Raw genomic sequence first — 23,351 nt, 5'->3', positions numbered from 1 at the left:
CGGCCGCGCGCAACAGAACGGAGAGGCTCGCTGTGCTCACGCTCGGCTCTCCTCCCCCGCGGACTGCGGGGCGAGGTGTTCGCCCAGCCGCATCGCTTCCTCGACCAGGGCGTCGACGATCTTCGATTCGGGGACGGTCCTGACGACCTCGCCCTTGACGAAGATCTGGCCCTTGCCGTTGCCGGAGGCGACGCCGAGGTCGGCTTCGCGTGCTTCGCCGGGGCCGTTGACGACGCAGCCCATGACCGCGACACGCAGCGGGTAGGGGAAGCCGTCCAGCGCAGCGTGAACGCGTTCGGTGAGCGCGTACACGTCGACCTGGGCCCTGCCGCAGGAGGGGCAGGCCACGATCTCCAGCCGGCGGGCGCGCAGGCCCAGCGACTGCAGGATCTGCAGGCCCGTCTTGACCTCTTCGACGGGGGGTGCGGTCAGGGAGACCCGGATCGTGTCGCCGATGCCCTCGTTGAGGAGGATCGCGAAGGCGGTCGCGGATTTGACGGTGCCCTGGGGTGGGGGGCCGGCTTCCGTGACACCCAGGTGCAGGGGGTAGTCGCAGGCGGCGGCGAGGTGGCGGTAGGCGGCGACCATGGTCATGGGGTCGTGGTGCTTGACGGAGATCTTCAGGTCGGTGAAGCCGTGCTCCTCGAACAGGGAGCACTCCCACAGCGCGGACTCCGCCAGCGCCTCCGGGGTGGCCTTGCCGTACTTGGCCAGCAGCCGCCGGTCCAGACTGCCGGCGTTGACGCCGATGCGGATCGGCACCCCGACGGAGGAGGCGGCCGTGGCGATCTCCTTGACCTTGTCGTCGAAGGCCCTGATGTTGCCGGGGTTGACCCGCACCGCGGCGCAGCCGGCGTCCAGGGCGGCGAAGACGTAGCGGGGCTGGAAGTGGATGTCGGCGATCACGGGGATCTTCGACTTCGCGGCGATCGCGGGCAGCGCGTCGGCGTCGTCCTGGGAGGGCACCGCGACCCGCACGATCTCGCAGCCGGCGGCGGTCAGTTCGGCGATCTGCTGCAGCGTCGCGTTCACGTCCGCGGTCGGGGTGGTGGTCATGGACTGGACGGAGACCGGTGCGCCGCCGCCGACTGGGACATCGGCGACATGGATCTGCCGGGAGCGGCGGCGCACCGGAGCGGGGGGAACGGCGGGAAGGGGCAGGTCGACGGCGGTCATTGAGGGCTCCCGTCGGTGGCGGCAGCGTGCACGAGGGGTTGTCCGGCGCGGGCGCGCAGGACCGCGTAGGCGATCTGAGCGGCCGTCAGGCCGGCGTCGGCCAGCAGTTGTTCACGGGGGCCGTGGGTGAGGAAGGCGCGCGGCAGCCCCAGATTGTGCACCGGAGTGGTGACCGCGTCGTCCCGCAGGGTCTGGGCGACGGTGCTGCCCAGACCTCCGGTGCGGGAGTTGTCCTCCACGGTGACGACCAGCCGGTGCCGTGCGGCCAGTTCGAGCAGTTCGGGTGCGATCGGTACCGCCCAGCGCGGGTCGGCGACGGTCACGCCGATTCCCTGCTGCGTGAGCTGGGCGGCGGCCTGCAGGCACCTGTGGGCCATCGGTCCGTAGGAGATCAGCAGGACGTCCCGGATACCGGACTCCGACAGGACATCCACGCTCCCGGCACGGCGCACGGCCTCCGGCCCCTGCTCGGCGGTTCCCTTGGGGAAGCGCAGCGCCGTGGGGCCCTCGTATGCGGTCGCTTCCCGCAGCAGCGACCGCAGTTGGCCGCCGTCGCGGGGCACCGCCAGCCGCAGACCGGGCACGATGCCGAGGAGGGAGGCATCCCACATGCCGTGGTGCGAGGCGCCGTCGGGGCCCGTGATGCCGGCCCGGTCCAGGACGAAGGTGACCGGCAGCCGGTGCAGGGCCACGTCCATGAGGACCTGGTCCGCGGCCCGGGTGAGGAACGTGGAGTAGAGGGCGACGACGGGATGGAAGCCCCCCATGGCCAGCCCGGCCGCGGAGGTGACGGCGTGCTGCTCGGCGATTCCGACGTCGAAGACCCGCTCGGGGTACTTCACCGCCATCGGATACAGGCCGGTGGGACGGAGCATGGAGGCGGTGACGGCCACCAGGTCCTCGCGCTCACCGGCCAGTTCGAGCAGGGCTTGGCCGAACAGGCCGGTCCATGACACCGAGGGCGGGCCGGAGGTGGGGGCGGGCCGGCCGGTGACCGCGTCGACGGTGCCCACCGCGTGGAGACAGTCCGCCTCGTCGTCCTCGGCCGGGGCGAAGCCCGAGCCCTTGACGGTCACCGCGTGGACGAGCACGGGCCGCCGCAGCACGCGCGCCTGCTCGAGGACCGCTTCCAGAAGCGCGGTGTCGTGGCCGTCGACGGGACCCAGGTAGGTGAAGCCGATCTGGGTGAACAGGTTCGCGCCGGCCCGGTCCGGTACGGCCGTGCGTTCGCCGGGCTGCTTCAGGGCGTCCAGGTGATGGGTGAGAGCCCCGGTGGTGGGGGCGTAGGAGCGGCCGTTGTCGTTGAGGACCACGACCACCGGACGCTCGCCGGCCCCGATGTTGTTGAGCGCCTCCCAGGCCATGCCGCCGGTCATGGCGCCGTCACCGATGACGGCGACCACCGACCGGTCCCGGTACCCGTGCAGTTCGTGGGCCTTGGCCAGTCCGTCGGCGTAGGACAGGGAGGCGGAGGCGTGCGAGTTCTCGCTCCAGTCGTGCGCCGACTCGGCCCGCGAGGGATAGCCGGACAGCCCGCCGGCCTGCCGCAGCCGGTCGAAGCCCGCGGCGCGTCCGGTCAGGATCTTGTGGACGTAGGCCTGATGGCCGGTGTCGAAGAGGATCGGGTCGCGGGGCGAGTCGAAGACCCGGTGCAGGGCGATGGTCAGCTCCACCATCCCCAGGTTGGGCCCCAGATGGCCGCCCGAAGCACAGACCTTCTCGATGAGGAACGCGCGCATGTCCCGGGCCAGGGCCGCGAGCTGCCCGGCCGGCAGGGCACGCACGGCGTGCGGGCCGTCGAGCGTCGTCAGGTCCGCGCCCTCGACCGCGGTGGTCCGTTTGTCGGCGAGTGCCTCGGAGAGCTCGGTCATGACGCCTCCCGGTCGGGGCGGCGCCGCGCGCGGTATGCGGGCCCGGTCGGTCCGGGCTCCGCGGGCGGCCGCTGCGCGAACAGGGCGCGCGCGGTGCGAAGTGGGGGTCGTGGCAGGACAGTTGCAGGCTGTGGCATGAGAATCCTTCCGCCGCAGGCAAGCGCAGCAGGAGTCGCAAGGAACGTTGCGGCTGCGTGGCTGTTATGGGGGACCAGGCCCACCAGGACGGCGAACTCGACATGTGAGGGCACCCTGCGCGAGAGGCCCGCCTGACGGTTGCGCTGCCAGCCGGCCGATCTCGGCGTCCACCGTGATCGGCACAGCGCCGGACGAGCCCGGGACCGGCGGGCGGGCCGCCCACCGGACCCGCGGCCCTACGATCCCGGGACCCTGGCCTTCGGCAGTGCCCGCAGGGTCGCCTGGGCCTTGAGCAGCATCTCCTCGTACTCCGCTTCGGGGTCGGAGTCGAGCACGATGGCGCCACCCGCACCGATGGTCAGTTCGCCGTCATGGCTCACCGCGGTGCGGATGGTGATGCTGAGATCGGTCGTCCCGGTGTATCCGATGAAGCCGAGGGCTCCGGAATAGACTCCGCGCGCTTCACCCTCCAAGGTGTCGATGATTTCCATGGTGCGTAGCTTCGGTGCTCCTGTCATCGAGCCGCCGGGGAAGCAGGCCCGCACCGCGTCCACGGCGGACGTGCCGTCGGCGAGCGTCCCGGTGACCGTGGAGACCAACTGGTGCACGGTGGCGTACGACTCCGTCACCATCAGCGCGGGAACGGTGACGCTGCCGATCTCGCAGATCCGTCCCAGGTCGTTGCGGAGCAGATCCACGATCATGAGATTCTCCGCGCGCGTCTTGGGGTCCATCTGCAGGGAGCGGCGCCGCTCGTCATCGGTGCGCGGGTCCGGGTGACGGGGCGCCGTTCCCTTGATCGGCTTCGTCTCCACCGTGCGATCCGCGTCCACCTTGAGGAACCGCTCGGGTGAGGAGCTGAGCACCGTCACTTCGCCGAGACGCAGGAAAGCGGCGTAGGGAGCGGGGTTCAGCCGGCGCAGGCGCCGGTAGTAGGCGAAGTCGTCGGCCGGCGCGGGCAGGTGGAGCTTGTTGGTGAGGCATATCTCGTAGCTCACGCCCTCCCGCAGCCGTCGGTCGCACTCACGGATGTCGGCCAGGTACTGGCCGCGCGAGCGGGCCAGCAGCCTCGACGCGTCATGGTGCTCGGCGCGGGGTGGGGGAGAGGGGGCGCCTTGCGCTGCGGTCAGATCGGTCAATGAGGGGACCACAGCATTGATCCACTTCTCGGCGTCGGCCACGTCCTCCTGCGCGCAGACGGCGACGACATACGTACGGTCCTCGGCATGGTCCACGGCGACGAAGCGGTCGGCCTGGAGCCATACGGCGTCCGGGGTCTTCGACTGGTGGATGCGAGCCGCGCCGAGGTCGGCCTTCAACTCGTAGCCGAAGTAGCCGACATAGCCGCCGAGGAAATCGAAGGGCAACCCCTCGGCACCGTCGACCACACGGCCGGTGCGGCGGTTGAGGGCGTCGAAGATGGTGCCGGGTTCCAGACGGGGAACACCTCCCGCGGGTTCCACGACGACATGCTCGTGTTCCACGCGATAGGTCAGCATCTCGGTACCGGGGGCATCCGCGGAGCCGAGGAAGGAGAAGCGAGCCAGTCCCGGTTCGACGTGCGAGCTGTCGAGCCAGAACGAGCGTGCGCCGGGCCCGTTAAGGGCAAGGAATGCCGCCTCGGTGTCAACGGCCTTGTCCAGGACGGAGTACTGCGCCTGCAGGCGCGCCGGTGGAGCGGTCGACGCCGCGGCGGACACGGATGTGCCGTTGAGGCCGGTGCCGGCCCGGCGGCCACGGATGCCGGTACCGCCCCGCCGTGGGGCCGAGGAGAGTGCCAGGTCACGGAAGTTCGCCAGGAGGAGGGCACCGTGTTCCGTGCAGATCGACTCGGGGTGGAACTGCACCCCCCACCAGGGCCGGTCGCGGTGAGCGAGGCCCATGACCACTCCGTCCTCGGCGCGTGCGGTGATCCGCAGGTGGGCGGGCACGGGTTCGGCGACGCTCAGTGAGTGGTAGCGCACGGCGGTGAAGTCCTGCGGGATGCCGGCGAAGAGTCCGTCACCGCTGTGCCGGATCGTGGAGAGGTGTCCGTGGCGGGGCTGCGGCGCGGGGGTGATCAACGCGTCCGCCAGCAGTCCCATGCCCTGATGACCGAGGCACACACCCAGGACCGGAAGCCGGGCATGCTCCAGGACATCGCGGGAGCGGCCGAAGTCGCGAGGGACCGCCGGGTGCCCCGGGCCCGGCGAGATGACCGAGGCGTCGAAGTCGTCGAGATCGAGGTGCTCCCAGGCCGCGGCGTCGTTCCGTACGACGACGGGCGTGATGCCGTACACCTTCGCTAGGAGCTGGAACAGGTTGTAGGTGTAGGAATCGTAATTGTCGATGAGCAGCACGCGCATGGGTCAACACCAGGTGGTTGTCGGAGGCGGAAGGGAGGAGAGTGCGGGTGTCTCCCGGTGCGTCGGATCTCTGCTGGGCGCGGTTGGCCCGGCCGTCGGGTGCGGCGTGGCCGGTGGTCGTCAGGGGGTCTCGGTCGTCACCGTCGACCAGTCGAAGGGGACGGAACCGAGGACGTCCAGCTCCTCGCACAGTTGCCGGAGCCCGCTGAAGTCCTGAAGGAGCCGGCCCGTGCCGGAGGCGTTCCGGATGTCCCGCAGCATGGCTCCGCCGCCCTCCACGCCGAGGACGTCCAGGACCCTCGCCCAGGTCGTGAAGTCGTGCGCGGAGAACGCCTCCATCCCGTCGGCCAGCGCGGTGAGGAAGTAGTCGCGCTGTTCGGTGGTCAGGCGCTTCCATGCCTCCTGGACGACGGTGTTCGCGATGGAGGCGTGGCAGTACTCGTCACGGTTGTGCAGGACGGCGGTCATGCGGTTCACGGGCTGGATCTCGTGGTCCTCGGCGATGAGGTCCAGGTGGGCGTTGATCGAGATCTCCGCGACCGTGGTGAAAGCGAGTGACACCAGAGCCTCTTGTTCAGCTGTCTCGGCGGAGGCGAGCCGGTGCGCGTGCCGGCGTGATTTGTGACCGAGGGGAAGCGCGGACTCGGGCATGCGCCAACCGCGCTGCCGACGCGTCACGGCGCTCGCGTTCAGGTGCATCAGCGTGTGGTACTGCTCATCGACCATGGCCTGTGTCACCGCGATCGTCATGGAGTCCCCGAGCCCGGTGTCGAAGGCTCCCTTGGCGATCAGACTGAAGCCCGGGTTGACCACGTACTGCTCGATGTCCATGACGTTCTTGTTGAACGCCACCCAGCCCCACGCGAGGATCTTGGCCTTGACCTCGTCGTCGAGACCGAGATAGGTGGGGTGATTCCGGAACGGCAGCAGAGCTACGGGGAAGTCCGGCCTGTCCGGCTCGAACAGGTCGTCGAGGGTCTCTTCCCGCCGCCTGACCGTGGCGCGCCTGTCCCAGTTGCCGGCGAGCCTGCTGAGAACGGCGTTCTCCACTGCGTCATTCGGATCGTGTTCCGGGAGCGACCGCAGCCGTTCCGCCACGGAGAACGCTCCGAATTCCGGATTGATCATCGTGTGATCTCGCCTCCTGTCGAAAGGACGGGCCGGGCGGGCGCGCCGAAAAGTCAGTTCCGGTTGGTCCCCGCCGAGCCGGCCACGGTCTGGAGCGCCTGGACGTCGTCGGCTTCCAAGGTGAGCCCGAAGATCTTCTCCGGAGCGGAAAGCGTCTCCGACTCGTCGAGTTCCCGGTGCGCGGCCGGTTCTCCGGGCCGGATTTCGGTGAGCATGTTGCCGATGAGGACGGACCTCACGTCCGGCTCGGTGCGCTGGAGGATCACCCGGTGGTTGAAGGGTGAGCGAGCGTGGGTCAGGCAGTAGTGGTTGAGGACCTCGAAGTCCGCCGGATAGCGGGGGTCCGTGGTGAAGCCGTAGAGCTCCGACGGTCCCTCGGCCCGCAGGAACCGCAGCACATGCTCCCCGTTCGGCTCCCGCACCAGGTCGAAGGCCCAGTCGCCGGCCAGCCGCGCGCCCTCGGCGAGGCGGATCGGCTCATGCAGTCCGTATCCGCCGAAACTCACGTCGAAGAGCCAGCGCTCGCCGTCCAGTTCGACGCACAGAGCGACATGGACGGCGGGCCCCGTCCTGTTGCCCGTGCGGATCCGCGACCTGGCCGCGAACGCCGAGAAGGTGAACCCGATCCGGTCCAGTACGGCCGCCACCAGGACGACCTGTTCGAGACACAGGCCGCCGCGGCCCCGTCGGACGATCTTGTCCTGGACGCTGTCCAGGTCCAACGGCACCGCCCGTCCGAGCACCGCGTCGATGTTCTCGAAGGCGATCGTCTCGACGTGGGCGGCATGCAGGCCCCGCAGCGTGGCGAGATCCGGTGCCACGTCGGCCTGGTATCCCACGCGCGTCAGGTAGGCGTCCAGGTCGACGCCTTGGCCCTGCCACATCGAATCTGTCATGCGTATCCCATCCTTGAAATCCCTGACGTGGTCACAAGAGGCCGCGGCGTTCCGCCGGTCGTGGAGCGGGTGCGGTCAGGTGAGCTGTCCGGCGACGGTGGCCGCGAGAATGATCCAGCCGAAATAGCGGTTGGTGACGAAGGTGTCCCAGCAGGATTTCGGATCGTCCAGGTCCACGTGCACGGCCTGATAGGACAGCAGCGCCCCGGCACACGCGAGGAGTACGTAGAAGGCCCACCCCGTGTCCGCCTCGACACCGGCCCACAGCGCGCCGGCGACGCTCATGACGATGAAGACGCCCAGCCATGCCTTGCTGGAGTCGCCGAACATCAGGGCCGAGGACTTGACGCCGATACTCCGGTCGTACTCCTTGTCCTGGTGGGAGTAGACCGTGTCGTGAAAAAGGGTCCAGAAGAAAGCGCAGGCGTACAGGCCGAGCACGGTCGGCGGGTAGTCCACGCTCCCGGTCACCGCCGTCCAGCCGGCCAGTGGATAGACGCTGATCACCAACGCCAGCCACGCCGTGGGCCACGGAGTGATGCGCTTCATGTAGGGATACGCGACAAGGAACGGGTACGAGGCACCGACGACCAGCGCCGTCCTGGTGTTGATCAGCGCCAGAATCGCCAGTGACGCCACCGCCTGTGCAGCGCCGAACAGGAGGGCCTTGCCGACGCTGATCGTCCCCGCCGCGACAGGACGCGACGCCGTGCGGGCGACCTGGGCGTCGATGTCCCTGTCGATGACGTCGTTGACCGCGCAGCTCGCGCCGCGCACGAGCACGGCCGCGAGGGCGAGGCACACCACCGCCGTGAGGTCTGGCCGTCCCTCGGTGGCGAGGGAGAGACTCCACAGTCCTGGAAGGAGGTAGAGCACGACGCCGGTGGGCGCGTGCAGCCGCATCAGGATGAGATAGGCGCGGATCGACTCGGGGCTGTTCCTGACCAGGTGCGCCGACATCCGCTGCAGCAGAGGGGAGTTGTCACGGCCCGCCGCCGTGGGGGCGCTGGTCACCACGTCACCGGAAGCTCGACCAGCCCGCCGAGCAGAGTGTCGTGACGCAGCCTCAGTTTCTCCACGTCGACGGCCAGACGCATGGTCGGGAATCGTTCGACGAGTCGGGCCAGTGCCACCTGCAGCTGCATCCGGGCCAGCGGCGCACCGACGCAGTAGTGGGTGCCGTGTCCGAAGGTGAGGCTGCCGGCGGTCCGGCGCGTGACATCGACCCGCTCGGAGTCGGGGAAGACCGTCTCGTCGTGGTTGGCGGCGATGATGTTCAGCAGCACGAAGTCACCGGTGCGGATGGTGGTTCCGTCGATCTCGAAGTCCGTCAGCGCGTACCGGGGCATTCCGCCGTTGTGCGGGTTCGGCATCGACATCCGCAGGATTTCCTCCACCGCGCCCGGGATCAGACCGGGGTCCCCCAGCAACGCCTGCCGCTGCTCGGGGTTCTCCAGCAACAGCAGCGCACCCGTGCCGATGCGGGCCACCGTGGTCTCGTAGCCCCCGAACAGCAGCAACGCGGTCAGGCCGACGACTTCGTGGTCGCTGATGTCCTCGGTTGCGCACAGCCTGGAGATCACGTCATCACCGGGGTTCTGCCGCTTGCTCGCTATGAGCTTCTGGCAATAGCCGAACAACTCGGCCATCCCCTGTTTGGAGCGGACCCGGTCTCCCACATTGGCGGCGTCCTGGGTCCAGAGGCCGAACTGGTCCTTGTCCTCATGGGGCACGCCGAGCCACTCGCACATCACCAGAATCGGAAGCGGCAGTGCCAGGGCCAGGCGCAGATCGACCGGCGGCACCTTCCGGGCCAGCTCGTCCAACAGCTGCTCGGTCAGGGTCTCGACGTGCAACCGCAGTGCCTGCATACGGTCGGGGGAGAAGTGCGGCTCCAGCAGCGCACGCAACCGGGCGTGGTCGTGCGCGAAGCTGCCCAGCAGGCTGTCGAGCAGCGCGGCCCCGCTGTCACGAGCCGCCCCGGGGTCGGGGTTGGAGCGGCTGAGCCGGTCGTCGTCCAGCAACTGCTGCACCTGAGCATGACCGGTGACCAGCCAGGCCTCGTCCCCCTCGGGGGTACGGACCCGATGGACCGTGCCCTGGGACTGGAGCGTGCGCAGCAGGGGCGCGACGTGCAGCAGATGCGTCTGCTCGAAGGGCAATTGGGCTGGTGCGTTCACTGACAACCTCCACATCGACAGGACCCGTGACGACCTCCACCAGGTGGCCGCCGGGGCGGGTGCCGCTCGAAGACCGGGCCAGTTCTCGAGGGCACCCGCGTACGTCCACGGCGCACTGGTTCAGGGCAGCGGCTGTACTACGCCGGCGGCGTGTACTCGGCGACGACGACGATGTAGTTGAGCTCGTTGCGCCGGTGCGCGTCGAGGAAGGGCTGCTCCACGCCGGTGGCCAGGCCCCAGTGGGACCGCAGCTCCCAGTGGGGGATGGCTTCCTGGGTCAGGTCCCAGACCTGGGAGGGCACGAGGTGGTTGTCGGCGAGCGCCTTGAAGTACTCGCTGCGGTTGTTGATGTGGCAGTCGTAGTGGTCGTCGATGGCCTTCACGGCCTCGCTGGTGGTCGATACGGCGTCGTTGGCGCACCAGGTGACGCAGACGTAGCGGCCTCCCGGGCGCAGCACCCGGGCGAACTCCGCGAAGGCCTCCGCGGGGTTGACGTACATCGTGGTCTCGTTGGTGTACACGGCGTCGAACGAATTCGCCGGCAGGCCGGTGTCGCACATGTTGGCGTACCGGAAGGAGACCTTGTCGTCGCAGCCGTGCTTCTCCTTGGCGAGGCGCTCGGCGAACTCGATGTGGTGGGCGCAGAAGTTGACCCCGACCACCTCGCACCCGAACCGCCGGTTGACCAGGAAGGCCGTGCCGCCGCGACCCGAACCGCCGTCCATCACCCGCGCGTCGGACGGGAGCGGGGACAGACCGTGCAGGATCAGCTCGACCTGCTCGTTCTCCATCCGGGCCATTTCCGCGAGGATCGCCGCGTCCCGCTCGGGCTCGGGAACCTCCAGCACGGACTTGTTGTAGGGGCCCACGGCGTAGTGGTGGTGGTACAGCCCGTCCTCTTCGCCCAGCAGCAGATTGATCGGGTCCTGGGTCTTCGTTTCGTAGTGGGCCTGCGCCCGGCGCTCGAATTCGGTGCGGACGACAGCAGAGGCCGGCTTGTCGTGCGTAGTGGTCATGAGGGAGTACTCCGATTCATATGCCGCCTCTTTCGGGCGGCGCGGGTCATCCTGCGCGATTGACGATGCGGTCGAACAAGGCGGTCAGTTCGGCGGTCGCGTTCGGGGAGAGTTCGGCTCGGCCGAGGTTTTCCAGAGCCGATTGGAGATGGTGGCGGGAGAGCCGCTCGGCCGTGCGGCGGCCGCCGGCCTCGTCGATGAGGTCGGCCATCTCCTGAAGGTGCGCGTCCGTGGTGCTGTCGGCCTCCCACGCCCGGCTGAGCCGGTCACCGGCGGGAGTGCCGGTGGACATGGCGACCAGTACGGGGAAGGTCGGATTGCGCCGCTGGATGTCACCGCGGATCGGCTTGCCGGTCACCGCGGGATCGCCCCAGATGTCCTCCACGTCGTTGGAGATCTGCAAGGCGATACCCAGGTGCCGGCCCGCGTCGCGCAGGGCGGCCAGGACATTCTCCGATGTGCCCGCCCGAATGGCCGGCGTCCCCAGCGAGCACTCCAGCAGCGCGGACGCCTTCTCCTTCACCATTTGTTCGTACGTCGCGATGCCGACGTGGGAACCCGGCCGGATGGTGAGCTCGCGGGCCTGGCCCGCGTGTACCAGACCGATGGCCTCGGTGAAAGAGCCGGCGATTTCCTTGTGGCCGGGGCCGGAGTCGTCCACGACCATCTGCAGCCCAAGGATCTGGAGCGCGTTCCCGGCATGAATGGCCGGACCCGTGCCGAACACCTTCCACGCGGCGCGGCGGCCGCGCCGCAGGTCGTCCGCGTCGGCGATGTCGTCGTGGACCAGGGTCGCGTTGTGCAGCAGTTCCACCGCTGCCGCCTGGTACCGCACGTCCTCCGGCCGCAGGCCGACGCCGTCGGCCACCGCCAGCATGAGGCCGGCGCGAGTCAGTTTCCCGGCCCCGCCGCTGCTGGGGTCGCCGTGTTCGTCGACGAAGCCCAGGTGGTATCCGCAGATCCGGGCCAACGACGGTTCCAAAAGGGAGACCTGACGCTGAATAACGGGCACTACCGTGGATCGCACTGCCGTCGGCGACAGGAGGGAATGGGCCCCGGTGGGCGAGCTGACGTGGGTACTCATCGCGATATTCCTCCAGGCGCGCGAGTAATGCACAAGTCGTTCGCGAATTGAACCACTGGACACTCGTAAATACGTGCTCCCGAGTTCTGCGTAGCCCGGAGTCCGAATTCACCCAAGGACCCGGTGGCGCTACCGGATTTGAGTCTGTGTGATCTCTCCGAGTCATGTCAACGATGGGGCATTGAGGACTAGGGAAACCACTAAAGCTCGACGTGGCTTCAGCTCGGGGACCCTGGGCGCCGGGCGATGTCCGGCCTGATCGCGAGCCGGTTCTCGACGATGAAGCTTTTCCCCGGGGTTGGGCGGTTTGAGCTTCATGCAATTCCCCATCCCGGATTCTCCGCATTGGCTGGAAGCGGGAGGTACCTCGTGAACGATCTTCGGTGTGCCGGTTGACCAGCGCGACTGGCCGTCATTTGACCGGGGTGAGGTTGCGCGGGCGAGTGATCGCACGGGCGAAGGCGTCCGGGACGCGGGCATGGAACGGGCTCGGACGCACCGCGATCGGGCGCTATTCGCGCCCGATCGGTGGTGTTCCTCAATTCGAGTCTGGCTTGAATTGCTCGCCCGACTCCGCGCTCCCGGACAACCCGTACAGCTTCCTATTCGAGGATCGGAACGCCCGGCGCATCGCAGTGATCGACGCGAATCCACGGAGCGTCCGCGGCACGTCCATGCGCCGTACGGAATGAGTACCGTGCACGTTCAGCCGGAGTCCGGGGCGGTCCAGCTTCTTGCCGGTCCGGGTGTGCGGCACGGCCGGCACCGGGACGACCGCGTCGGTGGACGTGACGCGGCGGGGCGCGGGTGCGGGTCGCGGTCGTGATCGTGTCGTGCGGGGCCTGGGCTACGAGGTCTCTTCCGACCTGCTCGGCGACGACCGGCCCCGAGCGCACGGCTGCCTTCTGCACCGCGACGCCGGCGGCCTGCCTTCTCCGCCGGGACGCCGGCGGCCTGCCTTCCATACCGGGACGCCGGCAGGGCTCCAAGGCTGAGACGCCCGGCCCCTTGACCCGGGTGGGGCCACTTCGGCGTACAGGAGAGCGCATCTGCCGCCGGTCGCCGTGACGGGACGCTCAGACGGGGTACGCGATCGGAAGGAACGACGAGCGGAGGGTCGCGATGTTCGAGGCCGGTGACATCCGGGAGTGGCGAGGCCACGACGTGGTGGATGCGGACGCGCGCAAGATCGGCAAGCTGGAGTCGATCTACGTGGACACCGCAACCGACGCGCCGTCCTTCGCGACCGTCACGGTCGGCATGCCGACCCGGCACCGCCTGGTGTTCGTTCCTCTCGCCGGGGCGCTGGTCGGCCCGGGGTACCTGAAGGTGACGTATCCGAAGAACCAGGTCAAGGGTGCGCCGTCCATCGATGTCGACGGCGTCCTGCCGGCTGAGGACGAGGAAGCGATCTTCGCTCACTACGACCTGTCCTACCGTCCTGGCGCGGAGGGCGAGCGGCGGCTGGCACGCCGCTGACGGCAACCACGATCCGGGAGGCCGCCATGGCACTGTTCCTGTTCCTGCTCCTTGTGGCCGTCGTGCTGGGTTTCGTCGGCGTGCTCGCCGAGGGCCTGCTCTACCTGCTGTTCATCGGGGTGCTCGTGGCCGTCCTCGACCTTGTTTACGTCGGCATGCGGCTCCGGCGCAGCGGCAGGCGACCGGTGCGCTAGGGCGCGGCGCACGATCCCCGCACTCGACGGCGCGTACGCCCTGCCGTGCGGCAGCCCCACCCGTAGACCGCCGCCGTGGTCCGGCACGACACTGTCTCCACGGACGGCGCGGAGCAAGCGCTTACGATCAGGGGTCGACCCGCTGAACACCGAGGTGAAATCCTCGCGCCGTCTGCTCGCACAACGCCTTGTCAGCGCTTCGATGTCGGCTGTATAACGTTGTAAATGTCAAGCACTGGGACTCGGCGCCAGGCTCACGGTGACGACACCGTACCCGCACCGACCACCCGAGTCGGGCCGCTCTGAAAGGGAATGCCGTGCGGGTCAGCCTCAAGGACGTCGCCGCGCACGCGGGGGTCTCCATCAAGACCGTCTCCAACGTGGTGAACAACTACCAGCACGTCACCCCCGCCATGCGGGAGCGCGTCCAGCGTTCCATCGACGCGCTCGGCTACCGGCCCAACCTGGCCGCGCGGCACCTGCGCAAAGGGCGCACGGGCATGATCGCGCTCGCCCTGCCCGAACTCGGCAACCCCTACTTCGCGGAACTCGCCGCCGCGGTCATCGATGCCGCCGCCGCCCACGACTACATCGTCCTGCTGGACCACACCGGCGGCCGCCGTGAACAGGAACTCCTGGTCAGCCAGGGCTTCCGCGCCCGCGTCATCGACGGACTCATCCTCAGTCCCATCGAGTTGGAGGCGGAGGACCTGCGCGACCGGGCGGAGAACGTTCCGCTGGTGCTGCTCGGGGAGCGCGACTACGACCTGCCGTACGACCACATCGCCATCGACAACGTCGCCGCGGCCCGCGCCGCCGTCCGGCATCTGGTCGGCCTCGGGCGCCGGGAGGTCGCGTTCATCGGCGACCGGCGCGGCCGCAGCGAGCCCGCGCAACTGCGCGTACGCGGCTGGCGCGAGGAGCTCACGGCAGCCGGACTCCCGGCCGACGACGGGCTGGTGGCCGCGACCGAAGGCTGGGGGCATGCCGACGGCGCGGCGGCCATGACCCGCATTCTCGATGCCGGACGGCGTCCCGACGCGATCTTCGCCTACAACGACCCGATGGCCATCGGCGCGATGCGCGTCCTGCACGAACGCGGTCTGCGCGTTCCCGAGGACATCGCGGTCGTCGGCTTCGACGACGTGGTCGAGGGGCACTTCGGGGCGGTGACCCTCACCTCCGTGTCGCCGGACAAGGCGGCGATCGGCCGGCTCGCCGTGGAGTCGGTGCTCGCCCGACTGGGGGAGGCGGCTCCCGAGCCCCGGCGTGTCTGGGCGGACTATCGCCTGGTCGAGCGGGAGAGCACGCTGGGACGCGCGGCGGCGAAGGGCGAGCCGCAGGGCTGAGCGCTCCGTAGACGACCGCGCCGCGAACCCCGTCAGTCGGTCGAGCGAAACGGCGGGGCGTTCGTCATGCCGCCTGCCGCCTGCCGCCTGCCGCCTGCCGCCGGCCGTCTGGCGAGTGCCGGACGCCGCCTGCTGCCTGCGGCCTGCCGTCTGCCGTCTGCCGTCTGCCGGGTGCCGGGTGCCGTCTGCCGGGTGCCGCCTACCGGGTGCCGTCTGTCGCCTGCCGCCAGCAGTCTGAGGTCTGCCGGGTCGCGTCGCCGGCTCCTCCTGGCCGCGGCATCCCCCCGCACAGGCCGCAACGGCGTTCACGCGCCCGGGAACCTCAGCCCCGGCAGCAGCCCCCTGCCGCACCGGCAAAGAGCCTGGTCGCCCGACGTCTGGACGGCGTAAGGGAGTTGACGTTCCCTCCAAGTCCGGGCACGGGGCAAGCGCTTCCCCCGCATCCCTGTCTCCTCGCGAGGCACACAGGTGTGCGCACAGGGGGTTTACAGCGTCCTTCCAACGATGTAAAAACCTCCTTGCAGCGGGCCCGACAACGTTGCCCGCCGGGGGAGATGAGCCGTTTCTGCCTGTCCGTCAGCTCCCCAGTTCCCTTTCAGCGTCGCCCGGATCGGGGTCACCCATGCAGCGCACCACTCACCGTCCTCGTCTCCTCACCCGCCCCGCGGTCGTGGCCCTGGCCGCCGCGGTGGCCCTGACCGCCGGCGCCTGCGCGAAGTCGGAGGACGACGCCTCGAAGGACACCCAGTCCCCGGCGGCCGCGGGTGCCGAGCAGAAGGTCGTCACGCCGAAGCCGGGCAGCAAGACCTGCGCCATCGACGCCTACGGCGCCGAGAAGCTGGATCTGAAGAGCGCGACCGTGGGTTTCTCCCAGTCGGAGAAGGAGGCCAACCCGTTCCGCATCGCCGAGACCCAGTCCATCAAGGACGAGGCGAAGAAGCGGGGCGTCAAGTTGCTGACGGCCAACGCCCAGTCGCAGTTCTCCAAGCAGATCAGCGACGTCCAGGACCTCCTCGCCAAGGGCGCCGACCTGCTGGTGATCGCCCCGCTCAACTCCGACGGCTGGGACCCGGTGCTGCAGGCCGCGGCCGCCAAGAAGGTCCCGATCGTCACCATCGACCGCAAGATCAACGCCACCGCCTGCAAGGACTACGTCTCCTTCATCGCCTCCGACTTCGTCGAGCAGGGCAGACGGGCCGCCGACCAGATGATCGAGGCGACCGGCGGCAAGGGCGAGGTCGCCATCCTCCTCGGGTCGGCCGGCAACAACGTCACCACCGAGCGCACCAAGGGCTTCAAGGAGCGGATCGCCGAGAAGGCGCCGGAGCTCAAGGTCGTGTTCGAGCAGACGGGTGAGTTCGCCCGCGAGAAGGGCCAGCAGGTCACCGAGCAGCTCATCCAGTCCAAGCCCGGCATCAAGGGCATCTACGCGGAGAACGACGAGATGGGCCTCGGCGCGGTGGCCGCGCTCAAGGGCGCCGGCAAGAAGGCCGGCGACGTCAAGATCGTGACCGTCGACGGCACCCGCAACGCCGTCCAGGGCATCGTGGACGGCTGGATCAGCGGCGTCATCGAGTCCAACCCCCGGTTCGGCCCGCTGGCGTTCCAGACCCTGGACACCTTCACCAAGGGCGAGGACGTCCCGCAGGACGTCATCATCCAGGACAGCGCCTACACCGCGGACAACGCGAAGACGGAGATCAGCAAGGCGTACTGAGCTGCCGGGGGCCCGGACGTCCGGGCCCCCACGCTCGTCTCTCACTCCTTCTCCATCCTCTTCCTGGAGGCACAGGTGGCACCCCCCGCCGAAGTCCTCGCCGTCCGCGGACTGAGCAAGACCTTCCCCGGCGTCCGGGCCCTGGACGACGTGGACCTCACCCTGCACGCCGGCGAGGTCCACGCCCTCATCGGCGAGAACGGCGCAGGCAAGTCGACCCTCATCAAGCTCCTCACCGGTGTCCACCGCCCCGACGCCGGTGAGATCACCTTCCAGGGCGCCAAGGTCTCCTTCGCCACACCCCTGGAGGCGCAGAAGGCGGGCATCTCGACCATCTACCAAGAGGTCAACCTGATCCCGTTGCTCAGCGTGGCCCGCAACCTCTTCCTGGGCCGTGAACCGCGCAACCGCTTCGGTGTGCTGGACATCGCCCGTATGAACCGGGAGGCCGAGGAGACCCTGCGCGGTTACGGCGTCCAGGTCGACGTCCGCCGGTCGCTGCGCACCCTCGGGGTCGGCGCCCAGCAGATGGTGGCCCTCGCCCGTGCCGTGGCCACCGACGCCCGCATCGTCATCATGGACGAGCCGACCTCCTCGCTCGAACCGCGCGAGGTCGAGACCCTGTTCTCGGTGATCCGGCGGCTGCGGGACGCCGGCATCGCCGTCGTCTACGTCAGCCACCGCCTCGACGAGCTGTACGCCGTGTGCAGTACGGTCACCGCGCTCCGCGACGGCCGGCGCGTCCACCACGGCCGGCTCGCCGACCTCGACCGGCTCGCCCTGGTGTCCACGATGCTCGGCCGGGACCTGGGCCAGGTCCGCGAGGAAGGTCTCACCAAGTTCACCGGCGACCACGAGGCAACCGACACCCAACCCGTCCTGGACGCAAGGGAACTGACGGTGCCGCACAAACTGCACCAGGTGTCCCTGAGCATCCGGCCCGGCGAGGTCGTCGGACTGGGCGGACTGCTCGGCTCCGGACGGACCGAGACCGCGAAGGCCATCTCCGGTGCCCTGCCGGTCCGTTCGGGCCGCGTCACCGTCGCCGGCGTCCCGCTGCGCGGCGGTTCCGCACCGGCCGCCATCCGGGCGGGCGTCAGCCTGCTGCCCGAGGACCGCAAGAGCGAGGGCATCGTCCCCGGCCTTTCGGTACGGGAGAACATCGCGCTCGCCGTCCTGCCCCGCCTCTCCCGCTTCGGCCTCGTCTCCGAGGCCCGCGTCGACAGCGTCGTCGACACCTTCATCAAGCGGCTGCGCATCAAGGCCTCCTCACCGCACCAGAAGGTCGGCGAACTGTCCGGCGGCAACCAGCAGAAGGTGCTGCTCGCCCGCTGGCTCGCCATGAACCCCAAGGTGCTGCTGCTCGACGAGCCCACCCGCGGCATCGACGTCGGCGCCAAGGCCGAGGTGCAGAAACTCGTGGACGAACTGGCCGCCGACGGCCTGGGCGTCCTGCTCATCTCCTCCGACCTGGAGGAACTGATCGAAGGGTCCGACCGCGTGGTCGTACTGAAGGACGGGACCGTCGTCGGCGAACTGACCGGGGACGACGTCACCGAGGACAAGCTGATGCGCACCATCGCCGGGGACGCCCAGGTGGAGCACCTGGCCAAGGAGGCGGCGACCGATGGCTGAGGCCACCCTCCGCACCGCCCCGCTGGACAGGACCCGCGTGCTCCAGTGGCTGCAGACGTACGGCGTCTACGCGGGCGTGGCGGCGCTGCTCGTCGTCAACACCGTCATCACCCCGCACTTCCTCTCCGCGGAGAACTTCCGCACCCAGGCCGTCCAGGTCGCCCCCGTCATCATCGTCGCCCTCGGCATGGCCCTGGTCATCGGTACGGAGGGCGTCGACCTGTCCGTCGGTGCCGTGATGGCACTGGCGGCGTCCGTCACCGCGCTCTACCTCGGCTACGGGCTGCTGCCCGCGCTGCTCGTGGTCGCGCTCTTCGCCGCAGGCGTGGGACTGGCCAACGGCGCGCTGGTGGCGCTCGTGGGAGTGCAGCCGATCGTGGCCACCCTGGCGCTCATGGTCGGGGGCCGGGGCCTCGCCCTGGTCCTGCTGCCCCAGCTGGAGGACCTGCGCAACCCCTCCCTGGCCTCGCTCGGTTCCGGCGACATCCTCGGCATCCCGTACCTGATCCTGATCGCCGCCGTCCTGGCCCTGCTGGTCGCCTTCGTGGTGCGCCGCACCACCTTCGGGCGCCAACTCCTCGCCATCGGCGACAGCCGGCCGGCCGCGCAGCTCGCCGGCCTGCCGGTACGCCGCGTGCTGATCATCGTGTACGTCGTGTGCGCACTGCTCGCGGCCGTCGCCGGTGTGCTCGCCACGGCCCGCCTCCAGGCCAGCGACCCGACCTCGCTCGGCAACCTGATGGAGCTCTCGGCGATCACGGCGGTCGTCGTCGGCGGCACCCCGCTGACCGGCGGCCGGGTCAACATCGCCGGCACCGTCGCGGGAGCCGTCCTCATCCAACTGCTCACCGCCACCCTCATCAAGCACGATCTGCCGCCCTCCTGGACCCAGATCGCGCAGGCCATAGTGATCGTCGCCGCGGTCTACGCGGCACGGGGACGGGGGAAGCGATGACCGTCACGAAAGCGGACGCGCCCGTGACCACCGCGAGCAACGAGCCGACGGGGGCGACCGAACCGGTCGGCTCCGCCCGCTCCGAACGGCTGAGCGCCCTCATACAGCAGCACGGCGCGCTGGCCGTCCTGGTGATCGTCTCCGTGGTGGCGTCGTTCTCCTTCGACAGCTTCGCCACCGGCGACAACATCGGCAACATGGCGACCAGTTCGGCCTTCCTGGCCATCGTCGCCCTCGGCATGACCTTCGTGATCATCACCGGCGGCATCGACCTGTCCGTCGGCTCGCTGTTCGCCCTCGGCGGCGTCCTCGCGGCCTGGGGGTCACGCCACGGCACCCTGGTCGCCCTGCTGCTGCCCCTCGCGGTGTGCGGACTGATCGGTGTCGTCAACGGCCTGCTGGTCGCCCGCTCCCGCCTCGCCCCGTTCATCGTCACGCTCGCCGCGATGCTGGGCGCGCGCGGCCTGCTGCTCGCCATCACCGACGAGGGCGCGGACACCTTCCTGATCGGCAAGGGTTCGTTCCTCGCCGAACTCGGCCAGGGCACCACCCTGGGCCTCGGCAACCCGGTGTGGATCACCCTGGCCCTGTTCGTCGCGGGTGCCGTCGTGCTGCGCCGCACGCGCTTCGGACAGCACGTCTACGCGGTCGGCGGCAACGAGGACGCGGCGGCCCTGATGGGCGCCCCCGTGGCCCGCACCAAGATCCTCGTCTACACCCTGTCCGGGCTCCTCGCCGGCCTGGCCGGCGCGCTCAACGCCGCCTGGCTCGCCTCCGGCGTGACCATCCTCGGCAGCGGCATGGAACTGGAGGCCATCTCCGCCGTGGTCATCGGCGGCACCCTCCTGACCGGCGGCCTCGGCTACGTCAGCGGGTCCCTGGTCGGCGTACTGCTCCTGAAGGTCATCCAGAACGTCATCAACCAGATCGGCTCCCTCGACTCCTCCTACCAGCAGGTCGTCAGCGGCGCCTTCCTCGCCGTAGTGGTCATCGCCCAGACCTGGCTGGGCCGCAGACGGCAACTCATGTGACAAGCCCCGGACCCGGCGGCCGAGCCCCTGCGACGGCCCGGCCGCCGGGTCCGGTTCCAGGCGGCCGGACTCCCTTCCGGCCACCGCCCGCACGCGCAGGTCTCCCCACCCCACGATTCAAGGAGGCACGATGCGTCGAGTACCCGCAGGCCGAAGGCCGCTGGACTGGCTGAGACGACGAGCGCGGTGGGCGACCACCGCGCTCGCCGCGCTCACCCTGGTCGGCGGCACGGCACTGACGGCCACCGGTTCCGCGGCCGCCGCACCCCGGGCCTGGACACCCAAGCCGTCCCCCATGACGACCCCGTGGACCAACCAGGTCCCCGTCGACAACCCGCTCCCGGAATATCCCCGCCCCCAGCTGACCCGCCCCGACTGGGCCAATCTCAACGGCATCTGGGACTTCGCCGTCACCTCGGCGGACGCCGGACAGCCGGCCACCTTCAGCGAGCAGATCAGGGTGCCGTTCGCCGCCGAGTCCGCGCTCTCCGGCATCCAGCGCAAGATCACCCAGAACGACAAGCTCTGGTACAAGCGCACCTTCACCGTCCCCTCGAACTGGAACGGCCGCCGTGTCCAGCTCAACTTCGGCGCCAGCGACTGGCGTACGACGGTATGGGTCAACGGCCGACAGGCCGGCGCCACCCACAACGGCGGCTACGACGCCTTCACCTACGACGTCACCGACCTCCTCAACGGCGGCACCAACACCATCGTCGTCTCCGTCTGGGACCCCACCGAGACCGGCACCCAGGCCATCGGCAAGCAGCGCATCCGTGACGTAGCCCCGCACCCGGGCGGCGGCATCCTCTACACGGCCGCATCCGGCATCTGGCAGACCGTGTGGCTCGAACCCACGGCCTCCGCGTACGTCAGCCGCCTGGACCTGGTGCCCGACCTGGCGAACAGCCGCCTCAAGGTCACCGTCCGCGGCACCGGCACGAACGGCCACCAGGCCCGCGTCACCGTCTCCACCGGTGGCACCACGGTCGGCACCGCCACCGGCCCGGTCGGCACCGAGTTCACCGTGCCCGTCCCGAACCCGCACCTGTGGACCCCGGAGGACCCCTTCCTCTACGAAGTGAAGGCCGACCTCCTCTCCGGCGGCACGACGGTCGACTCGGTCGGCAGCTACACCGGCATGCGCTCCATCGGCGTCGCCCGCGTCGACGGCACCCTCCGCCCCGTCCTCAACGGCAAGTTCGTCTTCCAGACCGGCACCCTGGACCAGGGGTACTGGCCGGACGGCATCTACACCGCGCCCACCGACGCCGCCCTGCGCCACGACCTGCAGAAGCACAAGGACCTCGGCTTCAACATGGTCCGCAAGCACATCAAGGTCGAACCGCAGCGCTGGTTCTACTGGGCCGACCGGCTCGGCCTGCTGGTCTGGCAGGACATGCCGTCCATGGAACGCACCCCCGACGCCGCCGCCCGCACCCAGTGGGAGGCCGAGTACGACCGCATCATCGACCAGCACCGCAGCTCGCCGTCCCTGGTCATGTGGGTCAACCAGAACGAGGGCTGGGGCCAGTACGACCAGGCCCGCATCGCCGACAAGGTGAAGGCCTACGACCCCTCCCGCCTCGTCGACAACATGAGCGGCGTGAACTGCTGCGGAGCCGTCGACGGCGGCAACGGCGACGTCGTCGACCACCACGTCTACGTCGGCCCCGGCACCACCGTGCCCAGCGCCACCCGCGCCGCCGTCCTCGGCGAGTTCGGCGGACTGGGCTTCAAGGTCGCCGGCCACGAGTGGTACCCCGGCGGCGGCTTCAGCTACGAGGACCAGGCCGACCTCGCCCACCTGAACAACCGCTTCGTGGGCCTGATCGACGCGATCCGCGAGGTACGCATGCCCCGCGGCCTGTCCGCCTCGGTCTACACCGAGATCACCGACGTCGAGAACGAGGTCAACGGCCTGCTCACCTACGACCGTCAGGTGGTCAAGGTCGACGAGGCCCGGGTCCGCGCCGCCAACCAGGCGCTGATCAACGCCTCCCGCGGCTCGACGACCCCCCTCACCCTGCCCACCAACCAGTACAAGTCCCTGCGGGTGACGACCCCCGGCCACACCGACCGTTACCTGCGCCACCGGGACGGAGCCGCCTTCACGGACATCGTCACCGGGGCGAGCGACGCCCTGCTGAAGAACGACGCCACCTGGAAGATCGTCCCCGGTCTCGCCAACAGCTCCTGCTACAGCTTCGAGTCGCGCAACTACCCGGGCGAGTACCTGCGCCACCGCGAGTACCGCGTCTACAAGGAGCCCGGCAGCGGCGACCTGTACCGTGCCGACGCCACCTTCTGCCCCGTCGCGGGCGCCAACGGCGGCGTACGCCTCTCCGCGTACAACTTCCCGGAGCAGTACCTGCGCCACTACAACGCCGAGTTGTGGCTCGCCACCCCGGGCGGCACCCACATCTGGGACAACCCCGGCCTCTTCACGGAGGACACCACGTGGGCCGTGGAGGCTCCTTGGGCACCGTGAGCCGGGAGTAGCACTCGGGACAGGGCGGCGGCGTCGGCGGACGCCGCCGCCCTGCTTCCGTGCCTGTGATATCCGGCTAGGCCTTGGTTGATGTGGCCGACCTGGCGGCCTGCTCGATCTTCGCGCAGTGGGCCGCACGGGCTTCCTCGTCGATCGGCTGCTCGTATTCGGGGCGTACCCCGGTGCGGCCGTCGAGGCCCTCGCGCAGGATGTCGGCGTGCCCGGCATGCCGGATGGTCTCGGTGAGGACGTGGAGCATGACGGCGAACAGGTTCGTGTTGGGAGAAGGCTCCGGCCACCATGGCACGTGGCCGGGGGAGTCGAGGGAAAGCTCGTTGATCGTCACGTCCGAGTGTTCCCATGTGCGCCGGTAGAACCCGATGATCTGATCGCGGGTCTCGTCCTCGGTCGCCCACTGATCGCTGCCGTCGGAGTCCTGCCACCGGCACAGCGGTTCCGGGGAAGGGCGGTCGAAGACCTTGCCGAAGTATCTGGCCTCGACGGTGGCCACGTGTTTGACCAGGCCGAGGAGGTTGGTCCCGGTCGCTGTCAAAGGCCGGCGTGCGTCGTACTCGGACAAGCCGTCGAGCTTCCAGAGCAGCGTATTGCGGTCCCGCCGTAGTCTCCGGTGCAGGTCGTCCTTCGCGAATTCATCGATCATGGGGC

Annotated in this window: 18 protein-coding genes; 8 read left to right on the top strand and 10 right to left on the bottom strand. The window is 69.5% G+C overall.

The features are described from left to right. Positions 1-36 precede the first annotated feature (36 nt). The 9 genes from ispG to ACGFW6_RS08130 form a co-directional block, all read right to left on the bottom strand. Entirely contained in the window at positions 37-1,176 is a 1,140-nt protein-coding gene (gene ispG, locus ACGFW6_RS08170; RefSeq protein WP_393505898.1) for a flavodoxin-dependent (E)-4-hydroxy-3-methylbut-2-enyl-diphosphate synthase, read from the bottom strand. Beyond that, entirely contained in the window at positions 1,173-3,047 is a 1,875-nt protein-coding gene (locus ACGFW6_RS08165; protein WP_393505896.1) for a 1-deoxy-D-xylulose-5-phosphate synthase, read from the bottom strand. The genes ispG and ACGFW6_RS08165 overlap by 4 nt, the downstream gene beginning before the upstream one ends. Before the next feature lie 374 nt (positions 3,048-3,421). Then, positions 3,422-5,530 (bottom strand): aminodeoxychorismate synthase component I, encoded by a 2,109-nt coding sequence (pabB, locus tag ACGFW6_RS08160; protein ID WP_393505894.1) that lies wholly within the window; start codon positions 5,528-5,530, stop codon positions 3,422-3,424. Positions 5,531-5,650: 120 nt separating this feature from the next. Next, positions 5,651-6,658 (bottom strand): diiron oxygenase, encoded by a 1,008-nt coding sequence (locus ACGFW6_RS08155; RefSeq protein ID WP_393505892.1) that lies wholly within the window; start codon positions 6,656-6,658, stop codon positions 5,651-5,653. Positions 6,659-6,711: 53 nt separating this feature from the next. Continuing rightward, entirely contained in the window at positions 6,712-7,554 is an 843-nt protein-coding gene (locus ACGFW6_RS08150) for an arylamine N-acetyltransferase (RefSeq protein ID WP_393505890.1), read from the bottom strand. A gap of 75 nt (positions 7,555-7,629) precedes the next feature. Beyond that, positions 7,630-8,568, bottom strand: a complete 939-nt coding sequence (locus ACGFW6_RS08145; protein WP_393505888.1) for a 4-hydroxybenzoate octaprenyltransferase — start codon at positions 8,566-8,568, stop codon at positions 7,630-7,632. Beyond that, positions 8,565-9,734, bottom strand: a complete 1,170-nt coding sequence (locus tag ACGFW6_RS08140; protein ID WP_393505885.1) for a cytochrome P450 — start codon at positions 9,732-9,734, stop codon at positions 8,565-8,567. Before ACGFW6_RS08140 ends, ACGFW6_RS08145 begins: the two co-directional genes overlap by 4 nt. Positions 9,735-9,871: 137 nt before the next feature. Beyond that, complete coding sequence (locus ACGFW6_RS08135; protein ID WP_393505883.1) at positions 9,872-10,750, bottom strand: SAM-dependent methyltransferase; 879 nt, start codon at positions 10,748-10,750, stop codon at positions 9,872-9,874. A 46-nt stretch (positions 10,751-10,796) separates the two neighbouring features. Beyond that, positions 10,797-11,897 carry a polyprenyl synthetase family protein gene (locus tag ACGFW6_RS08130; protein ID WP_393505881.1) on the bottom strand — a complete coding sequence of 367 codons (1,101 nt, stop codon included), beginning with the start codon at positions 11,895-11,897 and terminating at the stop codon, positions 10,797-10,799. Between the two features lie 1,059 nt (positions 11,898-12,956). Here ACGFW6_RS08130 and ACGFW6_RS08125 point away from each other — a divergent pair. The 8 genes from ACGFW6_RS08125 (at position 12,957) to ACGFW6_RS08090 (ending at position 22,685) form a co-directional block, all read left to right on the top strand. Next, complete coding sequence (locus ACGFW6_RS08125; protein ID WP_393505879.1) at positions 12,957-13,313, top strand: PRC-barrel domain-containing protein; 357 nt, start codon at positions 12,957-12,959, stop codon at positions 13,311-13,313. 26 nt (positions 13,314-13,339) lie between these two features. Beyond that, positions 13,340-13,507, top strand: a complete 168-nt coding sequence (locus ACGFW6_RS08120; RefSeq protein ID WP_393505877.1) for a hypothetical protein — start codon at positions 13,340-13,342, stop codon at positions 13,505-13,507. 317 nt (positions 13,508-13,824) lie between these two features. Further along, a complete protein-coding gene (locus ACGFW6_RS08115; protein ID WP_393505874.1) occupies positions 13,825-14,856 on the top strand; it encodes a LacI family DNA-binding transcriptional regulator in 1,032 nt (343 codons plus the stop codon). Between the two features lie 622 nt (positions 14,857-15,478). After that, a complete protein-coding gene (locus tag ACGFW6_RS08110; protein WP_393505872.1) occupies positions 15,479-16,573 on the top strand; it encodes an ABC transporter substrate-binding protein in 1,095 nt (364 codons plus the stop codon). Between the two features lie 75 nt (positions 16,574-16,648). Then, positions 16,649-18,208 (top strand): sugar ABC transporter ATP-binding protein, encoded by a 1,560-nt coding sequence (locus tag ACGFW6_RS08105; protein ID WP_393505870.1) that lies wholly within the window; start codon positions 16,649-16,651, stop codon positions 18,206-18,208. After that, complete coding sequence (locus ACGFW6_RS08100) at positions 18,201-19,163, top strand: ABC transporter permease (RefSeq protein WP_393505868.1); 963 nt, start codon at positions 18,201-18,203, stop codon at positions 19,161-19,163. The genes ACGFW6_RS08105 and ACGFW6_RS08100 overlap by 8 nt, the downstream gene beginning before the upstream one ends. Further along, a complete protein-coding gene (locus ACGFW6_RS08095) occupies positions 19,160-20,194 on the top strand; it encodes an ABC transporter permease (protein WP_393505867.1) in 1,035 nt (344 codons plus the stop codon). Before ACGFW6_RS08100 ends, ACGFW6_RS08095 begins: the two co-directional genes overlap by 4 nt. A gap of 130 nt (positions 20,195-20,324) precedes the next feature. Beyond that, a complete protein-coding gene (locus ACGFW6_RS08090; protein WP_393505865.1) occupies positions 20,325-22,685 on the top strand; it encodes an AbfB domain-containing protein in 2,361 nt (786 codons plus the stop codon). 76 nt (positions 22,686-22,761) lie between these two features. On the opposite strand, the gene ACGFW6_RS08085 is transcribed toward ACGFW6_RS08090, so the two are convergent. Then, a complete protein-coding gene (locus ACGFW6_RS08085; RefSeq protein WP_393505863.1) occupies positions 22,762-23,346 on the bottom strand; it encodes a DinB family protein in 585 nt (194 codons plus the stop codon). Positions 23,347-23,351: the final 5 nt, after the last annotated feature.

Source organism: Streptomyces sp. Y7 (genome assembly GCF_043195415.1).
Taxonomy (GTDB): domain Bacteria; phylum Actinomycetota; class Actinomycetes; order Streptomycetales; family Streptomycetaceae; genus Streptomyces.
Note: the sequence above shows the minus strand (reverse complement) of the source record. Positions and strands in the feature narration are given on the sequence as shown.